The following is a 21362-nucleotide window of genomic DNA, read 5'->3' as shown; positions in this document are numbered from 1 at the left end:
TCGTTACTCCATTGTTTTTTATTTTCTGGCGATGAATTGAAGCGTGTTGACCCACAGGTCGGTATAAAACGGCCATGACATAAACTGCTGGGTTCCCCAGTGTGGGGAGCAGTCACTCATAAAGCAGGCGGTTTTACCCTGTTGGTATTCACCGAACACTAACAATGGGTCATTATTTATTGTTAATACGACATCGGCATCGTCTCTGGCGACGGCCTGGTTATATCCAAGAAATACCGGATAATCTGAGAACCCGTTAACAACAGGATGTTCAGGTGAGACAGCCTCAGCACAGATACCCTCGGGCTTTTCTACCCGGTCATCGCCATCAAGCATAATAACTGGCAGAACCTCAGCAAGAACGGTGTTCTTATAATTGGCTTTTGCCTCAATACCCATGAACGACAGATAGCCACCAATCATGAGTAGTCCACCGCCATTTTTGACGTACTCTTTAATGGACTCCAGAGCGTTTGGTTTTATTTTTAGCTGATAAAATGTCTCGTTTTGCAACAGGAAGGTATTACTACCAATGTCGCTAATAACAATAACATCGTAACGGTTTAATTCGTCAATACTCTCTGGAAAGGCAATTTGTACCGTGTGGGCAGGCATGTAATCAATATCAACGCCGCCTTTCCTCAAGCATTCCAGTAACCATGTAGCGCCTTCTTCATATTTACTGGAGGTGAAACTGTCATAACCTTTTGAATGAATCATATGAATATGCCAGGATTCTCCAATAAAGAGCACCTTTAGTTTTTTCTGCGTATTGTTCATAGTCTGCTCCTTGATTTAGTGAGTAGAGATAGTTTGTTTGTAATGTGAACCCTGAATACGATGAAGAACGGAGTCGTTTTCCGGCATATCAGAGGCATTAGGCGTTTCAACCGCAAGTGAGGCAAATGCGCTGGCGTAGCACAATGCGGATGCCAGTGACTTTCCTTTTGCAAGACCAGATGCGAGGGCACCATTGAAAGCGTCACCCGCTCCCGCCGTATTTTTTACAACTGCCGGAAATGCCGGGGAATAGATGAATTGTGTGCCATCATAAGCAAGCGAACCTTTGCTACCTAATGTAATAATGGTATTTTTGACGCCTTTCTGATGAATAATTTTGGCCGCGCATTTGGCTGATTCGATATCATTAACCGCCATATTGGCCAGCAGGCCTGCTTCCGTTTCATTTGGCGTAATATAATCAATGTTATCAATGATGGTGTTAACCATGTCATTGTACGGCGCTGGATTGATGATGACCGGTATGTCATTTTTTTGTGCGAGACGAATTGTTTGCTGCAGCGCTTCGTAATTCGTCTCCAGTTGGACAAGAACAATATCTGAATGAACAATGGCTTCTTTCTGAATGGTGATTTCATCAGGGGAAATTGTCATGTTGGCGCCAGGGTAGATAGCGATGACGTTATCTCCGGTATCTCCATTCACCATGATGGTTGCTGTACCTGTTTGTGTTTCTTTGGTCTGGTAGATAACACTTTTATGGATTTTTGATGAGTTTATAAAATTAATGGCGTAATCACTAAAATGATCTGAGCCGACTTTAGTAATAAAATGCACATCAGAATCGGCATAGCTTGCTGCTAATGCCTGATTACATCCCTTACCGCCGGGTGAAAAAATAAATTTATCGGCCAGCAATGATTCTCCCGTTGAGGGTAATCTCGGTAGATAACTGATAATATCAACATTGAACGAGCCAATAACACATACATTATTTTTCATGGCAGAGAGACCTTTTTTTATTTTCTGCGCTGATTCATATTTTTCCAGCACATAAGCAATTTCATTTTTTGCGACGTTATCAAGAGAATCAAGGGTAATAAATGCACCACCATGACAGCGAGTAAGATATCCCTGTCCGGCAAGTTCATTGAGATCTGAACGAATAGTTTCCTTTGTTACCTTGAGACTTTTCGCCAGATTTGAAACTTTTACAACTCCCGAAATACTGAGTTCCTTCAATATTCTATGATGGCGTTCAAATTTCATTTTTTACCTCACCGTGGTTAAATTAGTCCCGGGAGGAGTATATTGTTGTGATTGTCACCATAAAGTGATGGCAGAAACCAAAAAAAAACAAAAATGTAATATTAATATTGCTAAAATTACGGAAAAAACGGTGATAAAGCTTAAAGTGGTAATAACCATGAAATTCAGATGGTTATTGTTTTGATATAGGGGAAGTAGGTTGCAATAACTGGAATGTTGTGAAGGTTTGTGACGTTTCGCCCCACAGGGTGGGGCGGGGAAGCGTTATTTCACGCGCGCCATAAAGTACGCATCAACGTACTCACCGTTGCGCAGGCCGTATTTCTTACCGGTGCCTTCGATTTCAAAGCCGTACTTCTTATACACCGCCACGGCGGGCTCGTTATCAACAAACACCGTTAACTCAATACGGTCAACGCGCAGCCAGTTGTCGCACATGTCGATCATCGTGCGGATCAGCGCGCTGGCAATGCCGCGATTGTGCCACCGGGCATCCACGCAGATGCCAAAATCGGCCACGTGGCTGCGGCGAGGACGTTGGGTGACCTGAATAGAAAGATGGCCAACGACAATATCGTCAATGCAGGCAACCAGTTGTTTAACCCCGGCTTGCTCGGTTAGCCGCGCCTGCCACATTTCGAGGGAAGGATGAGGAACCTGTAGCATGTTGTGGTACACCTCCGGCTGGGCGTGGATCTGACGAATGGCATCGTAATCTTTCGGTTCAGCGTGGCGTATCACTATTTCACTCATTCCTTATCTCCTGCAGGGTTAATTGTGTATTTACACTCGCTGAGAAAGAAAATTCCGTCAACCGCATTTTTTTTGCAAAAAGAAGTAGACAACTGCGAATGAGAATGATTATTATTGCCTTGCATTCAGGGGAACCCCTACGGAGAACCTGAAAGCACGACATTGCTCACATTGCTTCCAGTATTATTTTGGCCAGCTTTTGCTGGCTTTTTTTTTGGGTTTTGTTTCAGCCTGGCTTACTTGTCATTTTGTCCCCGGGAAGTGCTCGTGCTCCTCACGTACATTTAGTACGCTCCGGGCCCTGCGCGCTTGCCGTGAACAAACTGACCGCGACGCCGACGGCCGATCTTGAGGCATCTGCTTTTGTAGGCCCAAAAAGGCAACGCCGCATCCGGCAAAGAATCCAACATTCAGTCTCCTCACGCTTTACGCTATGGTGTAGACAATCATCTTCAAAAGGATCGTCTCATGACCTTACACTGCGCATTTATTGGATTCGGCAAAAGTACCACCCGTTACCATCTCCCCTATGTTCTGAATCGGAAAGATACCTGGCATGTCGCGCATATTTTCCGTCGTCACGCTAAACCGGAAGAGCAGGCGCCGCAGTATTCGCATATTCACTTCACCAGCGATCTGGATGAGGTGTTGGGCGATCCGCAGGTAAAACTGGTGATCGTCTGTACGCATGCTGACAGCCATTTCGAATACGCTAAACGCGCGCTGGAAGCGGGTAAAAATGTGCTGGTTGAGAAACCTTTCACGCCGACGCTGGCGGAGGCAAAAGTGTTGTTCGACCTGGCGCGAAGCAAAGGACTGACCGTCACGCCGTATCAGAATCGGCGTTTTGATTCCTGTTTTCTCACTGCTAAAAAAGCGATTGAGAGCGGGAAACTGGGCAAGATTGTCGAAGTTGAAAGCCATTTTGACTACTACCGACCCGTGGCGGAAACCAAACCGGGCCTGCCGCAGGATGGCGCTTTCTACGGACTTGGCGTCCACACTATGGATCAAATTATTTCGCTATTTGGCCGCCCGGATCATGTCGCGTATGACATTCGTAGCCTGCGTAATAAAGCGAATCCGGATGACACCTTTGAAGCGCAATTGTTCTACGGTGACCTGAAAGCCATTGTGAAAACCAGCCATCTGGTGAAAATCGACTATCCGAAGTTTATTGTTCACGGCACCAAAGGTTCGTTTGTGAAATACGGTATCGATCAACAAGAAACCAGCCTGAAAGCGAACATTATGCCTGGTGAACCCGGTTTCGCCGCTGACGAATCCGTCGGCGTGCTGGAGTATGTCAATGACGACGGCGTTACGGTGAAAGAAGAGGTGAAACCGGAAACGGGTGACTATGGTCGCGTCTATGATGCGCTGTACCAGACGTTGACCGTCGGTACGCCTAATTACGTCAAGGAATCTGAAGTTCTTACCAACCTGGAAATCCTCGAACGTGCCTTCGAACAGGCAACGCCTGCGACGATAACCCTGGCTAAATAGCCCTTACAGACTCCTCTGCGCTTATTCATATTTTTTGAACAGAGGAGTCAATTTTCACCCTCTATGATCCCGGACGGAATGAGTCCACACTTATTCCATCGAAAACATCTGGGGGTGAACACAATGATCTACTTACGCAAAGCAAACGACCGCGGTCATGCGAATCATGGCTGGCTTGACTCCTGGCATACCTTTTCTTTTGCCGATTATTACGATCCGAACTTTATGGGGTTCTCGGCGCTGCGTGTGATTAACGACGATGTGATCGACGCAGGCCAGGGTTTCGGCACGCATCCGCATAAAGACATGGAAATTTTGACCTATGTACTGGAAGGCGCCGTAGAACACCAGGACAGTATGGGCAATAAAGAACAGGTTCCGGCCGGTGAATTCCAGATTATGAGCGCCGGGACCGGCGTTCGCCACTCCGAGTACAACCCGAGCAAAACGGATCGTCTGCGGCTGTACCAGATCTGGATCATTCCGCAAGAAACCGGCATCACGCCGCGCTACGAACAGCGCCGCTTCGACGCCGCGCAGGGCAAGCAACTGGTGCTTTCGCCAGATGCTCGCGATGGTTCGCTGAAGGTCCACCAGGATATGGAGCTGTACCGCTGGGCGCTGCTCAAAGATGAGCAGTCGGTGCATCAGATTGCCGCTGAGCGCCGCGTCTGGATCCAGGTGGTAAAAGGTAACGTGACCATTAACGGCACCAAAGCCACCACCAGCGACGGCCTGGCGATTTGGGATGAGCAGGCAATCTCGATTCATGCCGACAGCGACAGTGAAGTGTTGCTGTTTGACTTGCCGCCAGTTTAACGTGCTGTAACCTTTTGTAGGCCGGATAAGACGCGAAAGCGTTGCCATCCGGCTTTTCATCGTTTGTCATTAATTCCGCATGTCCGTGGTAAACTGGGCAAATCTATCCCTTTTATACCTTTCAGGACGATGAAAAAGAAAAGACCCGTACTTCAGGATGTGGCCGACCGTGTGGGCGTGACCAAAATGACGGTCAGCCGTTTTTTGCGTAATCCGGAGCAGGTCTCCGTCGCGCTGCGGGGTAAAATTGCGGCTGCGCTTGATGAGCTCGGGTACATTCCTAATCGCGCGCCTGACATTCTTTCCAACGCCACCAGTCGCGCCATTGGCGTTCTGCTGCCGTCTTTAACCAACCAGGTCTTTGCGGAAGTGTTACGCGGCATTGAGGCTGTCACCGACGCGCATGGTTATCAAACCATGCTGGCGCACTACGGCTATAAACCGGAGATGGAGCAGGAGCGCCTGGAATCGATGCTCTCCTGGAATATCGACGGCCTGATCCTCACTGAGCGTACCCATACGCCGCGCACCTTAAAAATGATCGAAGTCGCCGGGATTCCGGTGGTGGAACTGATGGACAGCCAGTCGCCGTGTCTCGATATTGCCGTCGGTTTTGATAACTTCGAGGCCGCCCGTCAGATGACCGCCGCGATTATCGCGCGTGGTCATCGTCATATCGCCTATCTGGGGGCGCGCCTCGACGAACGTACTATCATCAAGCAGAAGGGCTATGAACAGGCGATGCGGGACGCAGGGCTGGTTCCTTACAGTGTGATGATGGAGCAATCTTCATCCTACTCTTCCGGTATCGAACTCATGCGCCAGGCGCGACGCGAATACCCACAGCTTGACGGTATTTTTTGCACCAACGATGACCTGGCGGTGGGGGCGGCCTTCGAATGCCAGCGCCTGGGGCTAAAAATCCCGGACGACATGGCGATCGCCGGGTTCCACGGTCATGACATCGGCCAGGTGATGGAACCGCGTCTGGCAAGCGTCCTGACGCCACGCGAGCGAATGGGCAGCATTGGCGCGGAACGTCTGTTGGCCCGCATTCGCGGCGAAACGGTCACGCCGAAAATGTTAGATTTAGGTTTCACCTTGTCACCGGGCGGATCTATTTAGTCTGACAACTTTGAAGTAGCTCACACTTATTCACTTTTGGCACGAATGGTCATTGCGTCGTGAATGGTGCGGTTGGACAATGTTACCGATAACAGTTACCCGTAACAAATTTTGCAACTTGTAGAGTGGGGGCCCGCTTTGAGCACGACTAATCATGATCACCACGTTTACGTTCTGATGGGCGTATCAGGCAGCGGTAAATCCGCTGTCGCAAGCGCCGTGGCGCATCAGCTTCATGCCGCGTTTCTGGACGGCGATTTTCTGCATCCGCGCTGCAATATTGAAAAAATGGCTTCCGGCGAGCCGTTGAATGATGATGACCGCAAACCGTGGTTACAGGCGCTGAACGACGCCGCTTTCGCGATGCAGCGTACCAATAAAATCTCGCTGATCGTCTGCTCCGCACTGAAAAAACACTATCGCGACCTGCTGCGCGAGGGAAACCCGAACCTCTCCTTTATCTACCTGAAAGGTGATTTCGACGTCATTGAAAGCCGTCTGAAAGCGCGCAAAGGTCATTTCTTCAAAACCCAAATGCTGGTGACGCAGTTTGAAACGCTGCAAGAGCCGGGTGCCGACGAACGCGATGTTCTGGTGGTGGATATCGACCAGCCGCTGGAAGGCGTCGTGGCGAGCACCATTGAGGTCATCAATAAAGGCAGTACGCTGTGAGTACATTAACACTGGTTTTAACCGCCGTCGGTTCCGTCTTACTGCTGCTGTTTTTGGTGATGAAGGCGCGTATGCACGCCTTCGTCGCGTTAATGGTCGTCTCGATGGGCGCGGGGCTTTTTTCAGGGATGCCGCTTGATAAAATCGCCGCGACCATGGAAAAAGGGATGGGCGGCACGCTGGGATTCCTGGCGATTGTGGTCGCGCTGGGGGCGATGTTCGGCAAGATTCTGCACGAGACCGGCGCGGTCGATCAGATTGCCGTCAAGATGCTGAAATCTTTCGGTCATAGCCGCGCGCATTATGCCATTGGCCTGGCCGGTCTGATTTGCGCGCTACCGCTGTTCTTTGAAGTGGCGATTGTGCTGCTGATAAGCGTGGCGTTCTCAATGGCGCGCCACACCGGAACGAACCTGGTGAAGCTGGTCATTCCGCTGTTTGCGGGCGTGGCGGCTGCCGCAGCGTTCCTGCTGCCGGGACCTGCGCCGATGCTGCTGGCATCCCAAATGCACGCTGACTTTGGCTGGATGATCCTGATTGGCCTGTGCGCAGCCATTCCGGGCATGATTATCGCCGGGCCGCTGTGGGGCAATTTCATCAGCCGTTACGTTGAACTGCATGTACCGGAAGACATTACCGAGCCGCATCTGGGCGAAGGCAAAATGCCTTCTTTCGGCTTCAGCCTGTCGCTGATCCTGCTGCCGTTGGTGCTGGTAGGGCTGAAAACGATCGCCGCGCGTTTTGTGCCGGAAGGTTCCACCGCTTACGAATGGTTTGAGTTTATCGGTCACCCCTTCACTGCGATTCTGGTCGCTTGTCTGGTAGCGATTTATGGCCTGGCGATGCGTCAGGGGATGCCGAAAGACAAAGTGATGGAAATCTGTGGCCACGCGCTGCAACCGGCGGGCATTATCCTGCTGGTGATTGGCGCAGGCGGGGTGTTCAAACAGGTACTGGTTGACTCCGGCGTCGGCCCGGCGCTGGGCGAAGCGTTAACCGGTATGGGACTGCCGATTGCCATTACCTGCTTTGTGCTGGCGGCGGCAGTGCGCATCATTCAGGGTTCCGCGACCGTGGCGTGTTTAACCGCGGTCGGTCTGGTGATGCCGGTCATAGAGCAACTGAATTTCTCCGGCGCGCAGATGGCTGCGCTCTCTATCTGTATCGCCGGCGGTTCAATTGTGGTTTCTCATGTTAACGACGCTGGCTTCTGGCTGTTCGGTAAATTTACCGGCGCGACCGAAGCGCAGACGTTAAAAACCTGGACGATGATGGAAACTATCCTCGGTACGGTCGGCGCGATTGTCGGGATGATTGCTTTCCAACTGCTGAGCTGAGTCTTGTTGCCCGGTGGCGCGGTGCTTACCGGGCCTGGAAACGGGCACATATCGACACCGTAAGCCGGGTAAGGCGTAATCGCTACCCGGTTTTTTTATTGAGGTGTGCATGGCAATCGCCCAACGACATTTTGCCTCGCCATGTTTCAGTACGCGCATAAAAGCAGGCAAATTTCTACGCTGATCCATAATTAGGATCAATAAAACAGCGACGGAAATGATTCCCTTCCTAACGCAAATTCCCTGATAATCGCCACTGGACTTTCTGCTTGCGCGGTAAGGCAGGATAAGTCGCATTACTGATGGCTTCGCTATCATTGATTAATTTCACTTGCGACTTTGGCTGCTTTTTGTATGGTGAAGGATGCGCCACAGGATACTGGCGCGCATACACAGCACATCTCTTTGCAGGAAAAAAACGCTATGAAAAATGTTGGTTTTATCGGCTGGCGCGGAATGGTCGGCTCTGTTCTCATGCAACGCATGGTAGAGGAGCGCGATTTCGACGCTATTCGCCCTGTTTTCTTTTCTACCTCCCAGTTTGGACAGGCGGCGCCCACCTTCGGCGACACCTCCACCGGCACGCTACAGGACGCTTTTGATCTGGATGCGCTAAAAGCGCTCGATATCATCGTGACCTGCCAGGGCGGCGATTATACCAACGAAATTTATCCAAAGCTGCGCGAAAGCGGATGGCAGGGTTACTGGATTGATGCGGCTTCTACGCTGCGCATGAAAGATGATGCCATTATTATTCTCGACCCGGTCAACCAGGACGTGATTACCGACGGCCTGAACAATGGCGTGAAGACCTTTGTGGGCGGTAACTGTACCGTTAGCCTGATGTTGATGTCGCTGGGCGGTCTCTTTGCCCATAATCTCGTTGACTGGGTATCCGTCGCGACCTATCAGGCCGCCTCCGGCGGCGGCGCGCGCCATATGCGCGAGCTGTTAACCCAGATGGGTCAGTTGTATGGCCATGTCGCCGATGAACTGGCGACGCCGTCTTCCGCAATTCTTGATATTGAACGCAAAGTTACGGCATTGACCCGCAGCGGCGAGCTGCCGGTTGATAACTTTGGCGTACCGCTGGCGGGAAGCCTGATCCCCTGGATCGACAAACAGCTCGATAACGGCCAGAGCCGCGAAGAGTGGAAAGGCCAGGCGGAAACCAACAAGATTCTCAATACTGCCTCTGTGATTCCGGTTGATGGTTTGTGTGTGCGCGTCGGCGCGCTGCGCTGTCACAGCCAGGCGTTCACCATCAAGCTGAAAAAAGAGGTATCCATTCCGACGGTGGAAGAACTGCTGGCGGCACATAATCCGTGGGCGAAAGTGGTGCCGAACGATCGTGATATCACTATGCGCGAATTAACCCCGGCGGCGGTGACCGGCACGTTGACTACGCCGGTTGGTCGTCTGCGTAAGCTGAACATGGGGCCAGAGTTCTTGTCGGCGTTTACCGTAGGCGACCAGTTGTTATGGGGCGCCGCCGAGCCGCTGCGTCGAATGCTGCGCCAGTTGGCGTAGTGGCTATTGCAGCGCTTATCGGGCCTGCGTGTGGTTCTGTAGGCCGGATAAGGCGCGTCAGCGCCGCCATCCGGCGGGGAAATTTGTGTTAAACCAGGGGTGCATCGTCACCCTTTTTTTGCGTAATACAGGAGTAAACGCAGATGTTTCATTTTTATCAGGAGTTAAGCAGAGCATTGGCTATTCTTTAAGGGTAGCTTAATCCCACGGGTATTAAGCCTAACCTGAAGGTAGGACGACGCAGATAGGATGCACAGTGTGCTGCGCCGTTCAGGTCAAAGAAGTGTCACTACCTGATGTTGAATTCAGTGAGATGGAGTGACGCCACAAAACAGGATGACAAACCATGTCCAGTCGTATCGATAGAGACGTGATTAATGCGCTAATTGCAGGACATTTTGCGGACCCTTTTTCCGTACTCGGAATGCACCAGACCCAAGCCGGACTAGAAGTCCGCGCCCTCTTACCTGACGCCACCGACGTATGGGTGATTGAGCCCAAAACCGGACGTAAAGTCGGCAAACTGGAATGTCTCGACGCTCGCGGTTTTTTCTGCGGCGTTTTACCCCGACGTAAAAATTTCTTTCGCTATCAGCTCGCCGTGACCTGGCACGGACAGCAGAACCTCATCGACGATCCTTACCGTTTTGGTCCATTAATACAGGAAATGGATGCCTGGCTATTGTCGGAAGGCACCCACCTGCGTCCTTATGAAACGCTGGGCGCGCACGCCGATACGATGGATGGCGTCACCGGCACCCGTTTCTCCGTCTGGGCGCCTAATGCTCGTCGCGTTTCGGTTGTCGGGCAATTCAACTATTGGGATGGGCGTCGCCACCCGATGCGTCTGCGCAAAGAGAGCGGTATTTGGGAGCTGTTTATCCCCGGCGCGCATAATGGACAACTGTATAAATTCGAGCTGCTTGATGCGAACGGTAATCTGCGCATTAAAGCCGATCCCTATGCTTTTGAGGCGCAGATGCGTCCGGAAACGGCGTCGATGATTTGCGGACTGCCGGAGAAAGTGACGCCAGGCGAAGAACGACAAAAAGCCAATCAGTTTGATGCGCCGATCTCGATTTATGAGGTGCATTTAGGTTCATGGCGCCGCCATACGGATAACAATTTCTGGCTGAGCTATCGTGAGCTGGCGGATCAGCTTGTGCCTTACGCCAAATGGATGGGCTTTACTCACCTTGAACTCTTGCCGGTCAACGAACATCCGTTTGACGGCAGTTGGGGCTACCAGCCGACCGGCCTCTACGCGCCGACCCGCCGCTTTGGTACGCGAGACGACTTCCGTTATTTCATCAATGCGGCCCATGCGGCGGGCCTTAACGTCATTCTCGACTGGGTGCCGGGCCATTTCCCGTCCGATGAATTTAGCCTCGCGGAGTTTGACGGCACCCACCTCTATGAGCACAGCGACCCGCGCGAGGGCTATCACCAGGACTGGAATACGCTGATCTACAACTATGGTCGTCGTGAAGTCAGTAATTATCTGGTGGGTAACGCCCTGTACTGGATGGAGCGTTTTGGGATTGATGCGCTGCGTGTCGATGCGGTGGCCTCTATGATCTACCGCGACTACAGCCGCAAAGAGGGCGAGTGGATACCGAACGAGTTCGGCGGTCGTGAAAACCTGGAAGCCATTGAGTTTCTGCGTAATACCAACCGCATTATTGGCGAGCAGGTGCCCGGCGCGGTCAGCATGGCGGAAGAGTCGACAGACTTCTCTGGCGTGACGCGTCCACCGGAAACGGGTGGGCTGGGGTTCTGGTACAAGTGGAATCTGGGCTGGATGCACGACACGCTGGACTACATGAAGCTGGACCCGGTGTACCGCCAGTATCATCACGACAAGCTGACCTTTGGTATGTTGTACAACCATACCGAAAACTTTGTTCTGCCGCTGTCGCACGATGAGGTGGTTCACGGCAAGAAATCCATTCTCGATCGTATGCCGGGCGATGCGTGGCAAAAATTCGCCAACCTGCGCGCCTATTATGGTTGGATGTGGGCCTTCCCCGGCAAGAAACTGCTGTTTATGGGGAATGAGTTTGCCCAGGGACGCGAGTGGAACCATGACGCCAGCCTCGACTGGCACCTGCTGGAGGGGGGCGATAACTGGCACCACGGGGTTCAGCGTCTGGTGCGCGATCTCAACCACACCTATCGCCACCATAAAGCGTTGCATGAGCTGGATTTTGATGCTTACGGCTTTGAGTGGCTGGTGGTCGATGACAATGAACGCTCGGTACTGATTTTTGTACGCCGTGATAAAGCCGGTAACGAGATCATCGTCGCCAGCAACTTTACGCCCGTTCCTCGCCACGACTACCGCTTTGGCATCAACCAGCCGGGACGCTGGCGTGAAATTCTCAATACTGATTCGATGCATTATCACGGTAGCAACACCGGCAATGGCGGCGTGGTGCACAGCGATGAGATCGAAAGCCATGGCCGTCAGCACTCTCTTAACCTGACGTTACCGCCGTTGGCGACGATCTGGCTGATGCGGGAGGGGGAATGACGCAGCTTGCGATCGGCGAAGCAACGCCGCATGGCGCAACGTATGACGGTCATGGCGTGAATTTCACGCTCTTTTCCGCCCATGCGGAGCGCGTAGAGCTGTGCGTTTTTGATTCCCGAGGGAATGAGCGTCGCTATGACCTGCCAGGACGTCGCGGCGATGTCTGGCATGGTTATCTGGCCGGCGCCAGGCCAGGTTTGCGCTATGGCTATCGCGTACATGGCCCGTGGCAGCCAGCGCAGGGGCATCGGTTTAATCCGGCGAAGTTACTGCTTGATCCTTATGCGCGCCGGGTCGAGGGCGAACTAAAAGATCATCCGCTGTTGCACGGCGGACACGATGAACCGGACTACCGCGATAACGCGGCGGTGGCGCCGAAAAGCGTGGTAATCAGCGACCATTATGACTGGGAAGATGACGCCGCGCCGCGCACGCCGTGGGGAAAAACGGTCATCTATGAAGCGCATGTCAAAGGGCTTACCTACCTGCATCCGGAGCTCCCCCAGGAGATACGCGGTACCTATAAAGCGCTCGGTCATCCGGTCATGGTGGCGTACTTCAAACAGCTTGGCATTACGGCGCTGGAACTGTTGCCGGTGGCGCAGTTTGCCAGCGAGCCGCGCCTGCAACGTATGGGGCTGACCAATTATTGGGGTTATAACCCGATGGCGATGTTCGCGCTGCATCCCGCCTGGGCCAGTTCGCCCGAGACGGCGCTGGACGAGTTTCGCGATGCGGTGAAAGCGCTGCATCGTGCGGGGATTGAGGTCATTCTGGACATCGTATTAAACCATAGCGCCGAGCTGGATCTGGACGGTCCAACCTTCTCCCTGCGCGGAATTGATAACCGTAGCTATTATTGGATAAGGGACGATGGCGATTATCACAACTGGACGGGGTGCGGCAACACGCTCAATTTAAGCCATCCCGGCGTGGTGGAATACGCGTGCGAGTGTTTGCGCTATTGGGTGGAAACCTGTCATGTCGATGGTTTTCGTTTTGATTTGGCGTCCGTCATGGGGCGCACGCCGACGTTTCGCCAGGATGCGCCGCTGTTTGCCGCGATTAAAGCGTGTCCTGTGTTATCAACGGTCAAGCTGATTGCTGAACCGTGGGATATTGGCGAGGGCGGCTATCAGGTCGGGAATTTTCCGCCACCGTTTGCCGAGTGGAACGATCATTTTCGCGATGCGGCCCGCCGATTCTGGTTGCCGCGTAACCTGACGACCGGGGAGTTTGCCTGTCGTTTCGCCGCTTCCAGCGATGTGTTTAAACGCAATGGCCGCGCGCCCGGCGCCTCTGTCAATCTGCTCACGGCGCATGACGGTTTTACGCTCCGGGACTGCGTCTGTTTCAATCAGAAACACAATGAGGCGAACGGTGAGGAAAATCGCGACGGCACCAACAGCAATTACAGCGACAATCATGGTAAAGAAGGATTAGGCGGTCCGCTTGATTTAATGGAGCGGCGGCGCGACAGCATTCATGCCCTGCTGGCGACGCTACTGCTCTCTCAGGGAACGCCGATGCTGCTGGCAGGCGATGAACACGGCCATAGCCAGCATGGCAACAATAACGCCTACTGTCAGGATAATGCCTTAACCTGGCTGGACTGGCAGCAGGCAAATCGTGGGTTAACCACGTTTACCGCCGCGCTGATTCGTTTGCGTCAGCAGATACCGGCTTTAACCGGCAATAGCTGGTGGGAAGAAGGCGATGGCAACGTGCGTTGGCTGAATAAAAACGCGCAACCCTTGAGTGCGGATGAGTGGCAAAACGGGCCTAAGCTGATGCAAATTCTGTTGTCGGACCGTTTTCTGATTGCGATAAATGCCACGCTTGAGGTGACAGATATAGTTTTACCCGAAGGGGAATGGCGCGCCGTTCCCCCATTCGCTGGAGAGGATAATCCGGTGATAACGGCGGTCTGGCAGGGACCTGCGCATGGACTGTGTGTGTTCCAGAGAGGATAAAAAAGGAGTTAATCATGGTGAGTTTAGAGAAGAACGATCGTGTAATGTTGGCGCGCCAGCTGCCATTGAAATCTGTTGCCCTAATCCTGGCCGGCGGCCGCGGCACGCGTCTAAAAGATTTAACGAACAAACGCGCCAAACCAGCCGTCCACTTTGGTGGGAAGTTCCGCATCATCGATTTCGCCTTATCTAATTGTCTGAACTCCGGGATTCGCCGTATCGGCGTGATCACTCAGTATCAGTCCCATACGCTGGTGCAGCATATTCAGCGCGGCTGGTCACTGTTTAGCGAAGAGATGAACGAATTTGTCGATCTGCTGCCAGCCCAACAGCGTATGAAGGGCGAAAACTGGTATCGCGGCACGGCAGACGCGGTGACCCAGAACCTGGATATTATTCGTCGCTATAAAGCGGAATATGTCGTCATCCTGGCAGGCGATCATATCTACAAGCAGGACTACTCGCGTATGTTGATCGATCACGTTGAAAAGGGCGCGCGTTGCACGGTGGCCTGTATGCCGGTGCCGATCAAAGAAGCGACGGCGTTCGGCGTGATGGCGGTCGATGAAAGCGACAAGATTATTGATTTTGTCGAAAAACCGGCGAATCCCCCCGCAATGCCTGGTGACGCCAGCAAATCGCTGGCCAGTATGGGCATTTACGTTTTTGACGCCGATTACCTGTATGAATTGCTGGCGGCAGACGATAAAGATGACGCTTCCAGCCACGATTTCGGTAAAGACATTATCCCCAAAATCACCCGCGAAGGTATGGCTTACGCGCATCCTTTCCCGCTCTCCTGCGTGCAGTCCGATCCACAAGCCGAACCGTACTGGCGCGATGTAGGTACGCTGGAAGCTTACTGGAAGGCGAACCTGGATTTAGCCTCGGTGACGCCGGAGCTGGATATGTATGACCAGAACTGGCCTATCCGTACGCATATGGAATCGCTACCGCCTGCGAAATTCGTGCAGGACCGCTCCGGTAGCCACGGTATGACGCTGAACTCGCTGGTCTCCGGCGGCTGCATTATCTCCGGTTCGGTGGTGGTGCAATCTGTGCTCTTCCCACGGGTGAGAATAAATTCTTTTTGTAATATTGATTCGGCAGTGTTGTTACCTGAGGTTTGGGTAGGGCGCTCCTGCCGTTTACGTCGCTGTGTTATTGACCGTGCCTGTATTATCCCGGAAGGCATGGTGATTGGTGAAAATGCGGAAGAGGACGCTCGTCGTTTCTACCGTTCAGAAGAAGGTATTGTACTGGTCACGCGTGAAATGCTGCGCAAACTGCAGGTCAAACAGGAGCGATAATGCAGGTTTTACATGTATGTTCAGAGATGTTCCCCCTGCTGAAGACTGGGGGGCTGGCGGATGTGATAGGCGCGTTGCCTGCGGCACAAATTGCGGATGGTGTTGATGTTCGCGTTCTGCTTCCAGGGTTTCCCGATATCCGTCGGGGGATACCCGACGCGCATGTGGTGAGCCGCCGCGATACTTTCGCAGGTAAGATATCGCTGCTGTTCGGGCATTATAACGGCGTGGGCATTTATCTGATCGACGCGCCGCATCTGTACGAGCGTCCAGGCAGTCCCTATCACGATACGAATTTATATGCCTATACCGATAACGTGCTGCGCTTTGCCCTGTTAGGGTGGGTCGGCTGTGAAATGGCCTGCGGACTTGATCCATTCTGGCGCCCCGACGTGGTGCACGCCCATGACTGGCACGCCGGGCTGGCGCCCGCCTATCTGGCGGCGCGCGGGCGGCCGGCGAAATCGGTCTTTACCGTACACAACCTGGCCTATCAAGGCATGTTTTATGCAAAGCATATGGATGACATCGAACTGCCGTGGTCATTCTTTAATATGCATGGGCTGGAGTTCAACGGACAACTCTCCTTTTTGAAGGCCGGTTTGTACTATGCCGACCATATAACGGCGGTGAGCCCGACCTATGCGCGTGAAATTACTGAACCGCAGTTTGCTTATGGTATGGAAGGCCTGCTGCGTCAGCGTCATCTGGAAGGGCGCTTGTCCGGCATACTGAACGGCGTGGATGAGAAGATCTGGAACCCGGAATCCGATCTGCTGCTGGCGTCGCGCTACACGCGCGATACCCTGGAAGAGAAGGCGGAAAACAAACGTCAGCTACAAATTGCGATGGGGTTGAAGGTTAACGACAAAGTGCCGCTGTTCGCCGTGGTAAGCCGTCTGACCAACCAGAAAGGTCTGGATCTGGTGCTGGAGGCGTTACCGGGGCTGCTGGAGCAGGGCGGGCAGTTGGCGCTACTCGGCGCGGGCGATCCGGTGCTTCAGGAAGGGTTCCTCGCGGCGGCGGCGGAACACCCAGGGCAGGTTGGCGTACAGATCGGCTATCACGAAGCTTTCTCGCATCGCATTATGGGCGGCGCGGACGTTATTCTGGTGCCCAGTCGTTTCGAACCGTGCGGCTTAACGCAGTTATATGGCTTAAAGTATGGCACGCTGCCTCTGGTGCGGCGTACCGGGGGGTTGGCCGATACGGTCTCCGACAGTTCGCTGGAAAATCTGGCGGACGGTATCGCCAGCGGTTTTGTCTTTGAAGACAGTAATGCCTGGTCGTTGCTACGCGCGATTCGGCGTGCTTTTGTGTTGTGGTCACGGCCTTCGCTTTGGCGGTTTGTACAACGGCAGGCGATGGCGATGGATTTTAGCTGGCAAGTTGCCGCGAAATCATACCGCGAGCTGTACTATCGCTTGAAATAGTCATCCAGGAATCATTTATATGAATGCTCCGTTTACTTATGCATCGCCCACTCTCAGCGTTGAGGCGCTTAAGCATTCTATTGCCTATAAGCTGATGTTTACGATTGGTAAAGACCCGGTCATTGCCAATAAACACGAATGGCTGAACGCCACGTTGTTCGCGGTGCGCGATCGTCTGGTGGAGCGCTGGCTGCGTTCTAATCGAGCCCAATTATCGCAGGAAACCCGGCAGGTTTATTACCTGTCGATGGAGTTTTTGATTGGTCGTACTCTCTCTAACGCGCTGCTCTCGTTGGGCATTTATGACGACGTTAAAGGCGCGCTGGAGGCCATGGGCTTAGATCTCGAAGAGCTGATCGATGAAGAGAATGACCCAGGGCTTGGCAACGGCGGCTTAGGACGGCTGGCGGCTTGCTTCCTGGACTCGCTGGCGACGCTAGGATTACCGGGCCGCGGGTACGGCATTCGCTACGATTACGGCATGTTTAAGCAGAATATTGTCGACGGGCGGCAAAAAGAGTCTCCGGATTACTGGCTGGAATATGGCAACCCGTGGGAGTTCAAGCGCCACAATACGCGCTATAAGGTGCTTTTTGGCGGGCGCATTCAGCAGGAAGGTAAAAAAGCGCGCTGGATTGAGACGGAAGAGATTCTGGCCGTCGCGTATGATCAGATCATCCCCGGTTACGACACCGACGCCACTAACACACTGCGGCTGTGGAATGCGCAGGCCAGTAGTGAAATCAACCTCGGTAAATTCAACCAGGGCGACTACTTTGCGGCGGTGGAAGATAAAAACCACTCTGAGAACGTTTCACGGGTGCTCTATCCGGACGATTCCACCTATTCCGGACGAGAGCTACGCCTGCGCCAGGAGTATTTTCTGGTCTCGGCGACGGTACAGGATATCCTGCACCGTCATTATCAACTGCATAAAACCTATGAGAATCTGGCGGATAAAATCGCCATTCACCTCAATGATACGCATCCGGTGCTGTCAATTCCTGAGCTGATGCGCCTGCTGATTGATGAACATAAATTTAGCTGGGACGACGCGTTTGAGGTGTGCTGTCAGGTCTTCTCTTATACCAACCATACGTTGATGAGCGAGGCGCTGGAGACCTGGCCTGTCGATATGCTGGGGAAAATTCTGCCCCGTCACCTGCAGATTATCTTCGAGATTAACGACTATTTCCTGAAAACGGTGCAGGAGCAATATCCCAACGATACCAGCCTGCTTGGACGCGCGTCGATTATTGATGAGTCGAACGGTCGCCGGGTACGGATGGCCTGGCTGGCGGTGGTGGTCAGCCATAAAGTCAACGGCGTTTCTGAACTCCATTCCAACCTGATGGTGCAGTCGCTGTTCGCGGATTTTGCGAAGATTTTCCCGACCCGTTTTTGTAACGTCACTAACGGCGTTACGCCGCGCCGCTGGCTGGCGCTGGCAAACCCGCCGCTTTCTGACGTGCTGGATGAGAATATTGGTCGTACCTGGCGTACCGATCTTAGCCAGCTCAGCGAGCTGAAGCAGCATTGTGATTATCCGCTGGTCAATCATGCGGTGCGTCAGGCGAAGCTGGAAAATAAAAAACGGCTGGCGGTAGTGATAGCGCAACAACTGAATGTGGTGGTGAACCCTAAAGCGTTATTCGACGTGCAGATTAAGCGTATTCACGAATACAAGCGGCAGTTGATGAATGTACTGCATGTCATTACCCGCTATAACCGCATTAAAGAAAATCCGGAGGCCGACTGGGTGCCGCGGGTGAATATTTTTGCCGGTAAGGCGGCTTCCGCCTATTACATGGCAAAACACATTATTCATCTGATCAACGACGTGGCGAAAGTGATTAACAACGATCCGCAGATTGGCGACAAGCTGAAAGTAGTGTTTATCCCGAACTACAGCGTCAGCCTGGCGCAGGTGATCATTCCCGCTGCCGACCTGTCTGAGCAGATTTCGCTGGCAGGGACAGAAGCTTCCGGCACCAGTAATATGAAATTTGCCCTGAACGGCGCGCTCACCATTGGTACGCTGGATGGCGCGAACGTAGAGATGCAGGAGCATATCGGCGAGGAGAATATCTTTATCTTCGGTAATACTGCCGAAGAGGTGGAAGCGTTGCGCAGGCAGGGTTATAAGCCTCGCGACTATTATGAAAAAGATGAAGAGCTACATCAGGTACTGACGCAGATTGGTAGCGGCGTCTTTAATCCGGAAGAGCCAGGCCGTTACCGCGATCTGGTAGATTCGCTGATTAACTTTGGCGATCACTATCAGGTGCTGGCGGACTACCGCAGCTACGTGGACTGCCAGGATAAGGTGGATGAGTTGTATCGTCGCCCGGAAGAATGGACGACGAAAGCGATGCTCAACATTGCCAATATGGGCTACTTCTCATCGGACAGAACCATCAAAGAGTATGCCGAAAATATCTGGCATATTGATCCGGTGCGGTTGTAGCGGTTTAACGCTTGAGAACGGGGCCAAACGGCCCCGTTTTTTATCGTGGTATATTCGGGGGGTATGCCGATATTCGTCTGCTGAATCTGTTAGCGGCACTTGGTCTCTGTCATGGAAAAAGGGTCGAGTACTGGTGTATAGTATTAGCAGAAAAATCCATAATTAATTGATAATAATATGAAAAAGATTACGACATCTATTCCGGCTCTCGATAAAATTATGCGCGTATTTGCTTACCTTCTGGAGTGCGATGGCGCAACGTTTACCCAGATCCATCAAAATTCAGGGATTGCGAAAAGCAGTACCTCATCTTTGCTCAACGGCATGGTGGAGCATGGGTTATTACGCCAGGAAAAAGACAAGTATTATCTGGGGCTACGCCTGTATGAATTAGGTAATAAAGCGGCGGAACAGTACGATATTAAAAAAATCGCGTTACCGATTCTTGAAGAGATTCGCGATAACACCGGCCTGACCTGCCATCTTGGCGTTCTGGAGGGCGATGCCCCTATTTACCTTCTGAAAGTCGAAAGCCCACAGGCTATTGTGATTCGAAGCTGGGAGGGCAAGCGCCTCTCATTACATAGCTCAGGGCTGGGAAAGGTGCTGATTGCATGGCTTAGCGGGGAAGAGCTGGAGGAGTTGCTGCCTCCAGATCAGATATTAACGCGTTTTACGGATACGACGATCACGGATGTGAATATCCTTAAGCAGGAGTTAGCAGGAATTCGCCGTCGCGGCTGGGGTTATGATAACGAAGAAGACTCCCTTGGCGTGCGCTGCATTGCGGTGCCGGTATTCAATACGCAGGGGAAAGTGATCGCCGCCCTGAGCGTATCCGGCGTTACGTTCCAGATCCCCGATGATAAACGCGAGTCGCTTGCTACGCTGATGATGGATGCCAGCCGTAGCCTGACGCGTCTGATGTGCTGAAATAAAAAGACATAGCGGGCAAGAAGCCCGCTTTCGTCATCGCTTAAAGTCCCGCACGCTGTAAGATCTGCTTCAAATTCGAAATATGTTCTTCATTTGCCGGCAAAACGGGGGGCATTACATGAGTTGAAATATCGACTCCGCTAAGCTGAATTGCCTTTTTGATTATCCCGAAGAAAGGTGAATCCAGGCTGTAAATAGTGGAAAGCGCGGACAGCCTGCGCTGTAATCCGAACATGGTCTCATACTCTTTTTCACACCACGCGCGGTAGATCCCGCAGGTTAGCTGTGGCGCAAAGTTCGCTGTCGCTGGGATCCCGCCGTTGCCGCCTAAGATAAGCGTATCCATCATATATTCATCATAGCCGGAGAAAATAACGAAGTCCGGACGCACTGGCCTGACATTATTGATGATTTCACGAATATGGCTGATATTATCAACGGTATCCTTAATGCCGATAATATTGGGGTGATCTTGCGCCAGCCGGGTAATTAAATCAACGCTAAGGTCCTGTCCCGTCAATGCTGGAAAGTTGTAGAGAATCACCGGGCTTTTTATGTTATTAGCCACGGTTTTGAAATGATGATAAATATACTCATCGGTCAATCTGGCATAGTAGGGATTGAGTACCAGCACGGCATCGACTTCGAGTCGGTCGGCATGCTGACCATACTCAATCACTTCCTGCGTGCTGGTGCTGCTAATACCTAATAGTACTGGAATACGGCGGTTAATATGACGGACGCAAAACTCTGCGGTTTCCAGACGCAGCGCATTGGTCATATGGCAAAATTCCCCTCCACTGCCCAGCAGTAATACGCCATTGACCTTGCTTGCAATAAGATGATCCAGCAAGGTTGCCATGCCGACTTTATCTAACTCTCCCTGCGCATTAACAATGGTCGGAACTGGCGGAAATACGCCGTGAAATTTCGTAATCTGAGTCATGTATTGATCCTT

The 21362-nt window shown here is 52.5% G+C and carries 17 protein-coding genes and 20 other annotated features; of the genes, 12 read left to right on the top strand and 5 right to left on the bottom strand.

Annotation, left to right across the window (positions count from 1 at the left end; translation table 11 throughout):
• Nucleotides 1-18 precede the first annotated feature (18 nt).
• The 3 genes from STM3548 to yhhY all read right to left on the bottom strand — a co-directional run bounded on the left by STM3548 (nucleotide 19) and on the right by yhhY (nucleotide 2776).
• Nucleotides 19-787, bottom strand: a protein-coding gene (locus STM3548; protein NP_462449.1) for a putative cytoplasmic protein. Within the gene, nucleotides 19-780 belong to an annotated coding region; the region does not span the whole gene.
• Nucleotides 782-787, bottom strand: a ribosome-binding site (putative RBS for STM3548; RegulonDB:STMS1H003539). (Overlaps the previous gene by 6 nt.)
• Before the next feature lie 8 nt (nucleotides 788-795).
• Nucleotides 796-2016 (bottom strand): putative transcriptional regulator of sugar metabolism gene (locus STM3547; protein ID NP_462448.3). Within the gene, nucleotides 796-2010 belong to an annotated coding region; the region does not span the whole gene.
• Nucleotides 2011-2016, bottom strand: a ribosome-binding site (putative RBS for STM3547; RegulonDB:STMS1H003538). Its footprint overlaps the gene before it by 6 nt.
• Before the next feature lie 258 nt (nucleotides 2017-2274).
• Nucleotides 2275-2776 (bottom strand): putative transferase gene (gene yhhY / locus STM3546; protein ID NP_462447.1). Within the gene, nucleotides 2275-2763 belong to an annotated coding region; the region does not span the whole gene.
• Nucleotides 2771-2776, bottom strand: a ribosome-binding site (putative RBS for yhhY; RegulonDB:STMS1H003537). It overlaps the preceding gene by 6 nt.
• A 443-nt stretch (nucleotides 2777-3219) precedes the next feature.
• Nucleotides 3220-3225 (top strand) — a ribosome-binding site (putative RBS for yhhX; RegulonDB:STMS1H003536).
• On the opposite strand from yhhY, the gene yhhX reads away from it, so the two are divergent.
• The 5 genes from yhhX (at nucleotide 3220) to gntU (ending at nucleotide 8222) form a co-directional block, all read left to right on the top strand.
• The gene (yhhX, locus tag STM3545) for a putative oxidoreductase (RefSeq protein ID NP_462446.1) occupies nucleotides 3220-4269 on the top strand. Within the gene, nucleotides 3232-4269 belong to an annotated coding region; the region does not span the whole gene. Its footprint overlaps the feature before it by 6 nt.
• 108 nt (nucleotides 4270-4377) lie before the next feature.
• Nucleotides 4378-4383, top strand: a ribosome-binding site (putative RBS for yhhW; RegulonDB:STMS1H003535).
• The gene (gene yhhW / locus STM3544) for a putative cytoplasmic protein (RefSeq protein ID NP_462445.1) occupies nucleotides 4378-5088 on the top strand. Within the gene, nucleotides 4393-5088 belong to an annotated coding region; the region does not span the whole gene. It overlaps the preceding feature by 6 nt.
• 122 nt (nucleotides 5089-5210) lie before the next feature.
• Nucleotides 5211-5216, top strand: a ribosome-binding site (putative RBS for gntR; RegulonDB:STMS1H003534).
• Nucleotides 5211-6213, top strand: a protein-coding gene (gntR, locus tag STM3543; protein NP_462444.1) for a transcriptional repressor gnt-I. Within the gene, nucleotides 5218-6213 belong to an annotated coding region; the region does not span the whole gene. Its footprint overlaps the feature before it by 6 nt.
• Nucleotides 6182-6190, top strand: a -35 signal (putative -35_signal for gntK; RegulonDB:STMLTH004603). It overlaps the preceding gene by 9 nt.
• Nucleotides 6182-6885, top strand: a protein-coding gene (gene gntK, locus STM3542; protein ID NP_462443.1) for a gluconate kinase 2 in GNT I system. Within the gene, nucleotides 6352-6885 belong to an annotated coding region; the region does not span the whole gene. Before gntR ends, gntK begins: the two co-directional genes overlap by 32 nt.
• Nucleotides 6201-6209: a -10 signal (putative -10_signal for gntK; RegulonDB:STMLTH004603), on the top strand. (Overlaps the previous gene by 9 nt.)
• Nucleotides 6339-6344 (top strand) — a ribosome-binding site (putative RBS for gntK; RegulonDB:STMS1H003533).
• Nucleotides 6869-6874: a ribosome-binding site (putative RBS for gntU; RegulonDB:STMS1H003532), on the top strand.
• Nucleotides 6869-8222 (top strand): low affinity gluconate permease gene (gntU, locus tag STM3541; protein NP_462442.1). Within the gene, nucleotides 6882-8222 belong to an annotated coding region; the region does not span the whole gene. Before gntK ends, gntU begins: the two co-directional genes overlap by 17 nt.
• Here gntU and yhgN read toward each other — a convergent pair.
• The gene (gene yhgN, locus STM3540; RefSeq protein ID NP_452851.1) for a putative inner membrane protein occupies nucleotides 8139-8522 on the bottom strand. Within the gene, nucleotides 8139-8519 belong to an annotated coding region; the region does not span the whole gene. The two genes, gntU and yhgN, sit on opposite strands and share 84 nt — an antisense overlap.
• Nucleotides 8517-8522 (bottom strand) — a ribosome-binding site (putative RBS for yhgN; RegulonDB:STMS1H003531). It overlaps the preceding gene by 6 nt.
• 108 nt (nucleotides 8523-8630) lie before the next feature.
• Nucleotides 8631-8636 (top strand) — a ribosome-binding site (putative RBS for asd; RegulonDB:STMS1H003530).
• On the opposite strand from yhgN, the gene asd reads away from it, so the two are divergent.
• The 7 genes from asd to STM3533 all read left to right on the top strand — a co-directional run bounded on the left by asd (nucleotide 8631) and on the right by STM3533 (nucleotide 20401).
• The gene (asd, locus tag STM3539) for an aspartate-semialdehyde dehydrogenase (protein NP_462440.1) occupies nucleotides 8631-9752 on the top strand. Within the gene, nucleotides 8646-9752 belong to an annotated coding region; the region does not span the whole gene. (Overlaps the previous feature by 6 nt.)
• A 332-nt stretch (nucleotides 9753-10084) precedes the next feature.
• Nucleotides 10085-10090: a ribosome-binding site (putative RBS for glgB; RegulonDB:STMS1H003529), on the top strand.
• Nucleotides 10085-12285 (top strand): 1,4-alpha-glucan branching enzyme gene (gene glgB, locus STM3538; protein ID NP_462439.1). Within the gene, nucleotides 10099-12285 belong to an annotated coding region; the region does not span the whole gene. Its footprint overlaps the feature before it by 6 nt.
• Nucleotides 12274-12279, top strand: a ribosome-binding site (putative RBS for glgX; RegulonDB:STMS1H003528). Its footprint overlaps the gene before it by 6 nt.
• Nucleotides 12274-14258, top strand: a protein-coding gene (gene glgX / locus STM3537) for a glycosyl hydrolase (protein NP_462438.1). Within the gene, nucleotides 12282-14258 belong to an annotated coding region; the region does not span the whole gene. The genes glgB and glgX overlap by 12 nt, the downstream gene beginning before the upstream one ends.
• Nucleotides 14114-14122 (top strand) — a -35 signal (putative -35_signal for glgC; RegulonDB:STMLTH004602). (Overlaps the previous gene by 9 nt.)
• The gene (gene glgC / locus STM3536; RefSeq protein NP_462437.1) for a glucose-1-phosphate adenylyltransferase occupies nucleotides 14114-15568 on the top strand. Within the gene, nucleotides 14273-15568 belong to an annotated coding region; the region does not span the whole gene. The genes glgX and glgC overlap by 145 nt, the downstream gene beginning before the upstream one ends.
• Nucleotides 14130-14138: a -10 signal (putative -10_signal for glgC; RegulonDB:STMLTH004602), on the top strand. (Overlaps the previous gene by 9 nt.)
• Nucleotides 14261-14266, top strand: a ribosome-binding site (putative RBS for glgC; RegulonDB:STMS1H003527).
• Nucleotides 15557-15562: a ribosome-binding site (putative RBS for glgA; RegulonDB:STMS1H003526), on the top strand.
• Nucleotides 15557-17001, top strand: a protein-coding gene (glgA, locus tag STM3535; protein ID NP_462436.1) for a glycogen synthase. Within the gene, nucleotides 15568-17001 belong to an annotated coding region; the region does not span the whole gene. The genes glgC and glgA overlap by 12 nt, the downstream gene beginning before the upstream one ends.
• A 5-nt stretch (nucleotides 17002-17006) precedes the next feature.
• Nucleotides 17007-17012 (top strand) — a ribosome-binding site (putative RBS for glgP; RegulonDB:STMS1H003525).
• The gene (gene glgP, locus STM3534) for a glycogen phosphorylase (RefSeq protein ID NP_462435.1) occupies nucleotides 17007-19468 on the top strand. Within the gene, nucleotides 17021-19468 belong to an annotated coding region; the region does not span the whole gene. (Overlaps the previous feature by 6 nt.)
• 177 nt (nucleotides 19469-19645) lie before the next feature.
• On the top strand, nucleotides 19646-20401 hold the full coding sequence (locus tag STM3533; protein NP_462434.1) for a putative bacterial transcriptional regulator: 756 nt from the start codon (nucleotides 19646-19648) through the stop codon (nucleotides 20399-20401).
• Nucleotides 20402-20444: 43 nt separating this feature from the next.
• Here the strand turns inward: STM3533 and STM3532 are convergent.
• The gene (locus STM3532; protein ID NP_462433.1) for a putative dihydrodipicolinate synthetase occupies nucleotides 20445-21362 on the bottom strand. Within the gene, nucleotides 20445-21350 belong to an annotated coding region; the region does not span the whole gene.
• Nucleotides 21357-21362: a ribosome-binding site (putative RBS for STM3532; RegulonDB:STMS1H003524), on the bottom strand. Its footprint overlaps the gene before it by 6 nt.

The sequence above is a fragment of the Salmonella enterica subsp. enterica serovar Typhimurium str. LT2 genome, assembly GCF_000006945.2.
Lineage (GTDB): Bacteria > Pseudomonadota > Gammaproteobacteria > Enterobacterales > Enterobacteriaceae > Salmonella > Salmonella enterica.
This window is presented reverse-complemented; position numbering and strand designations above follow the sequence as displayed.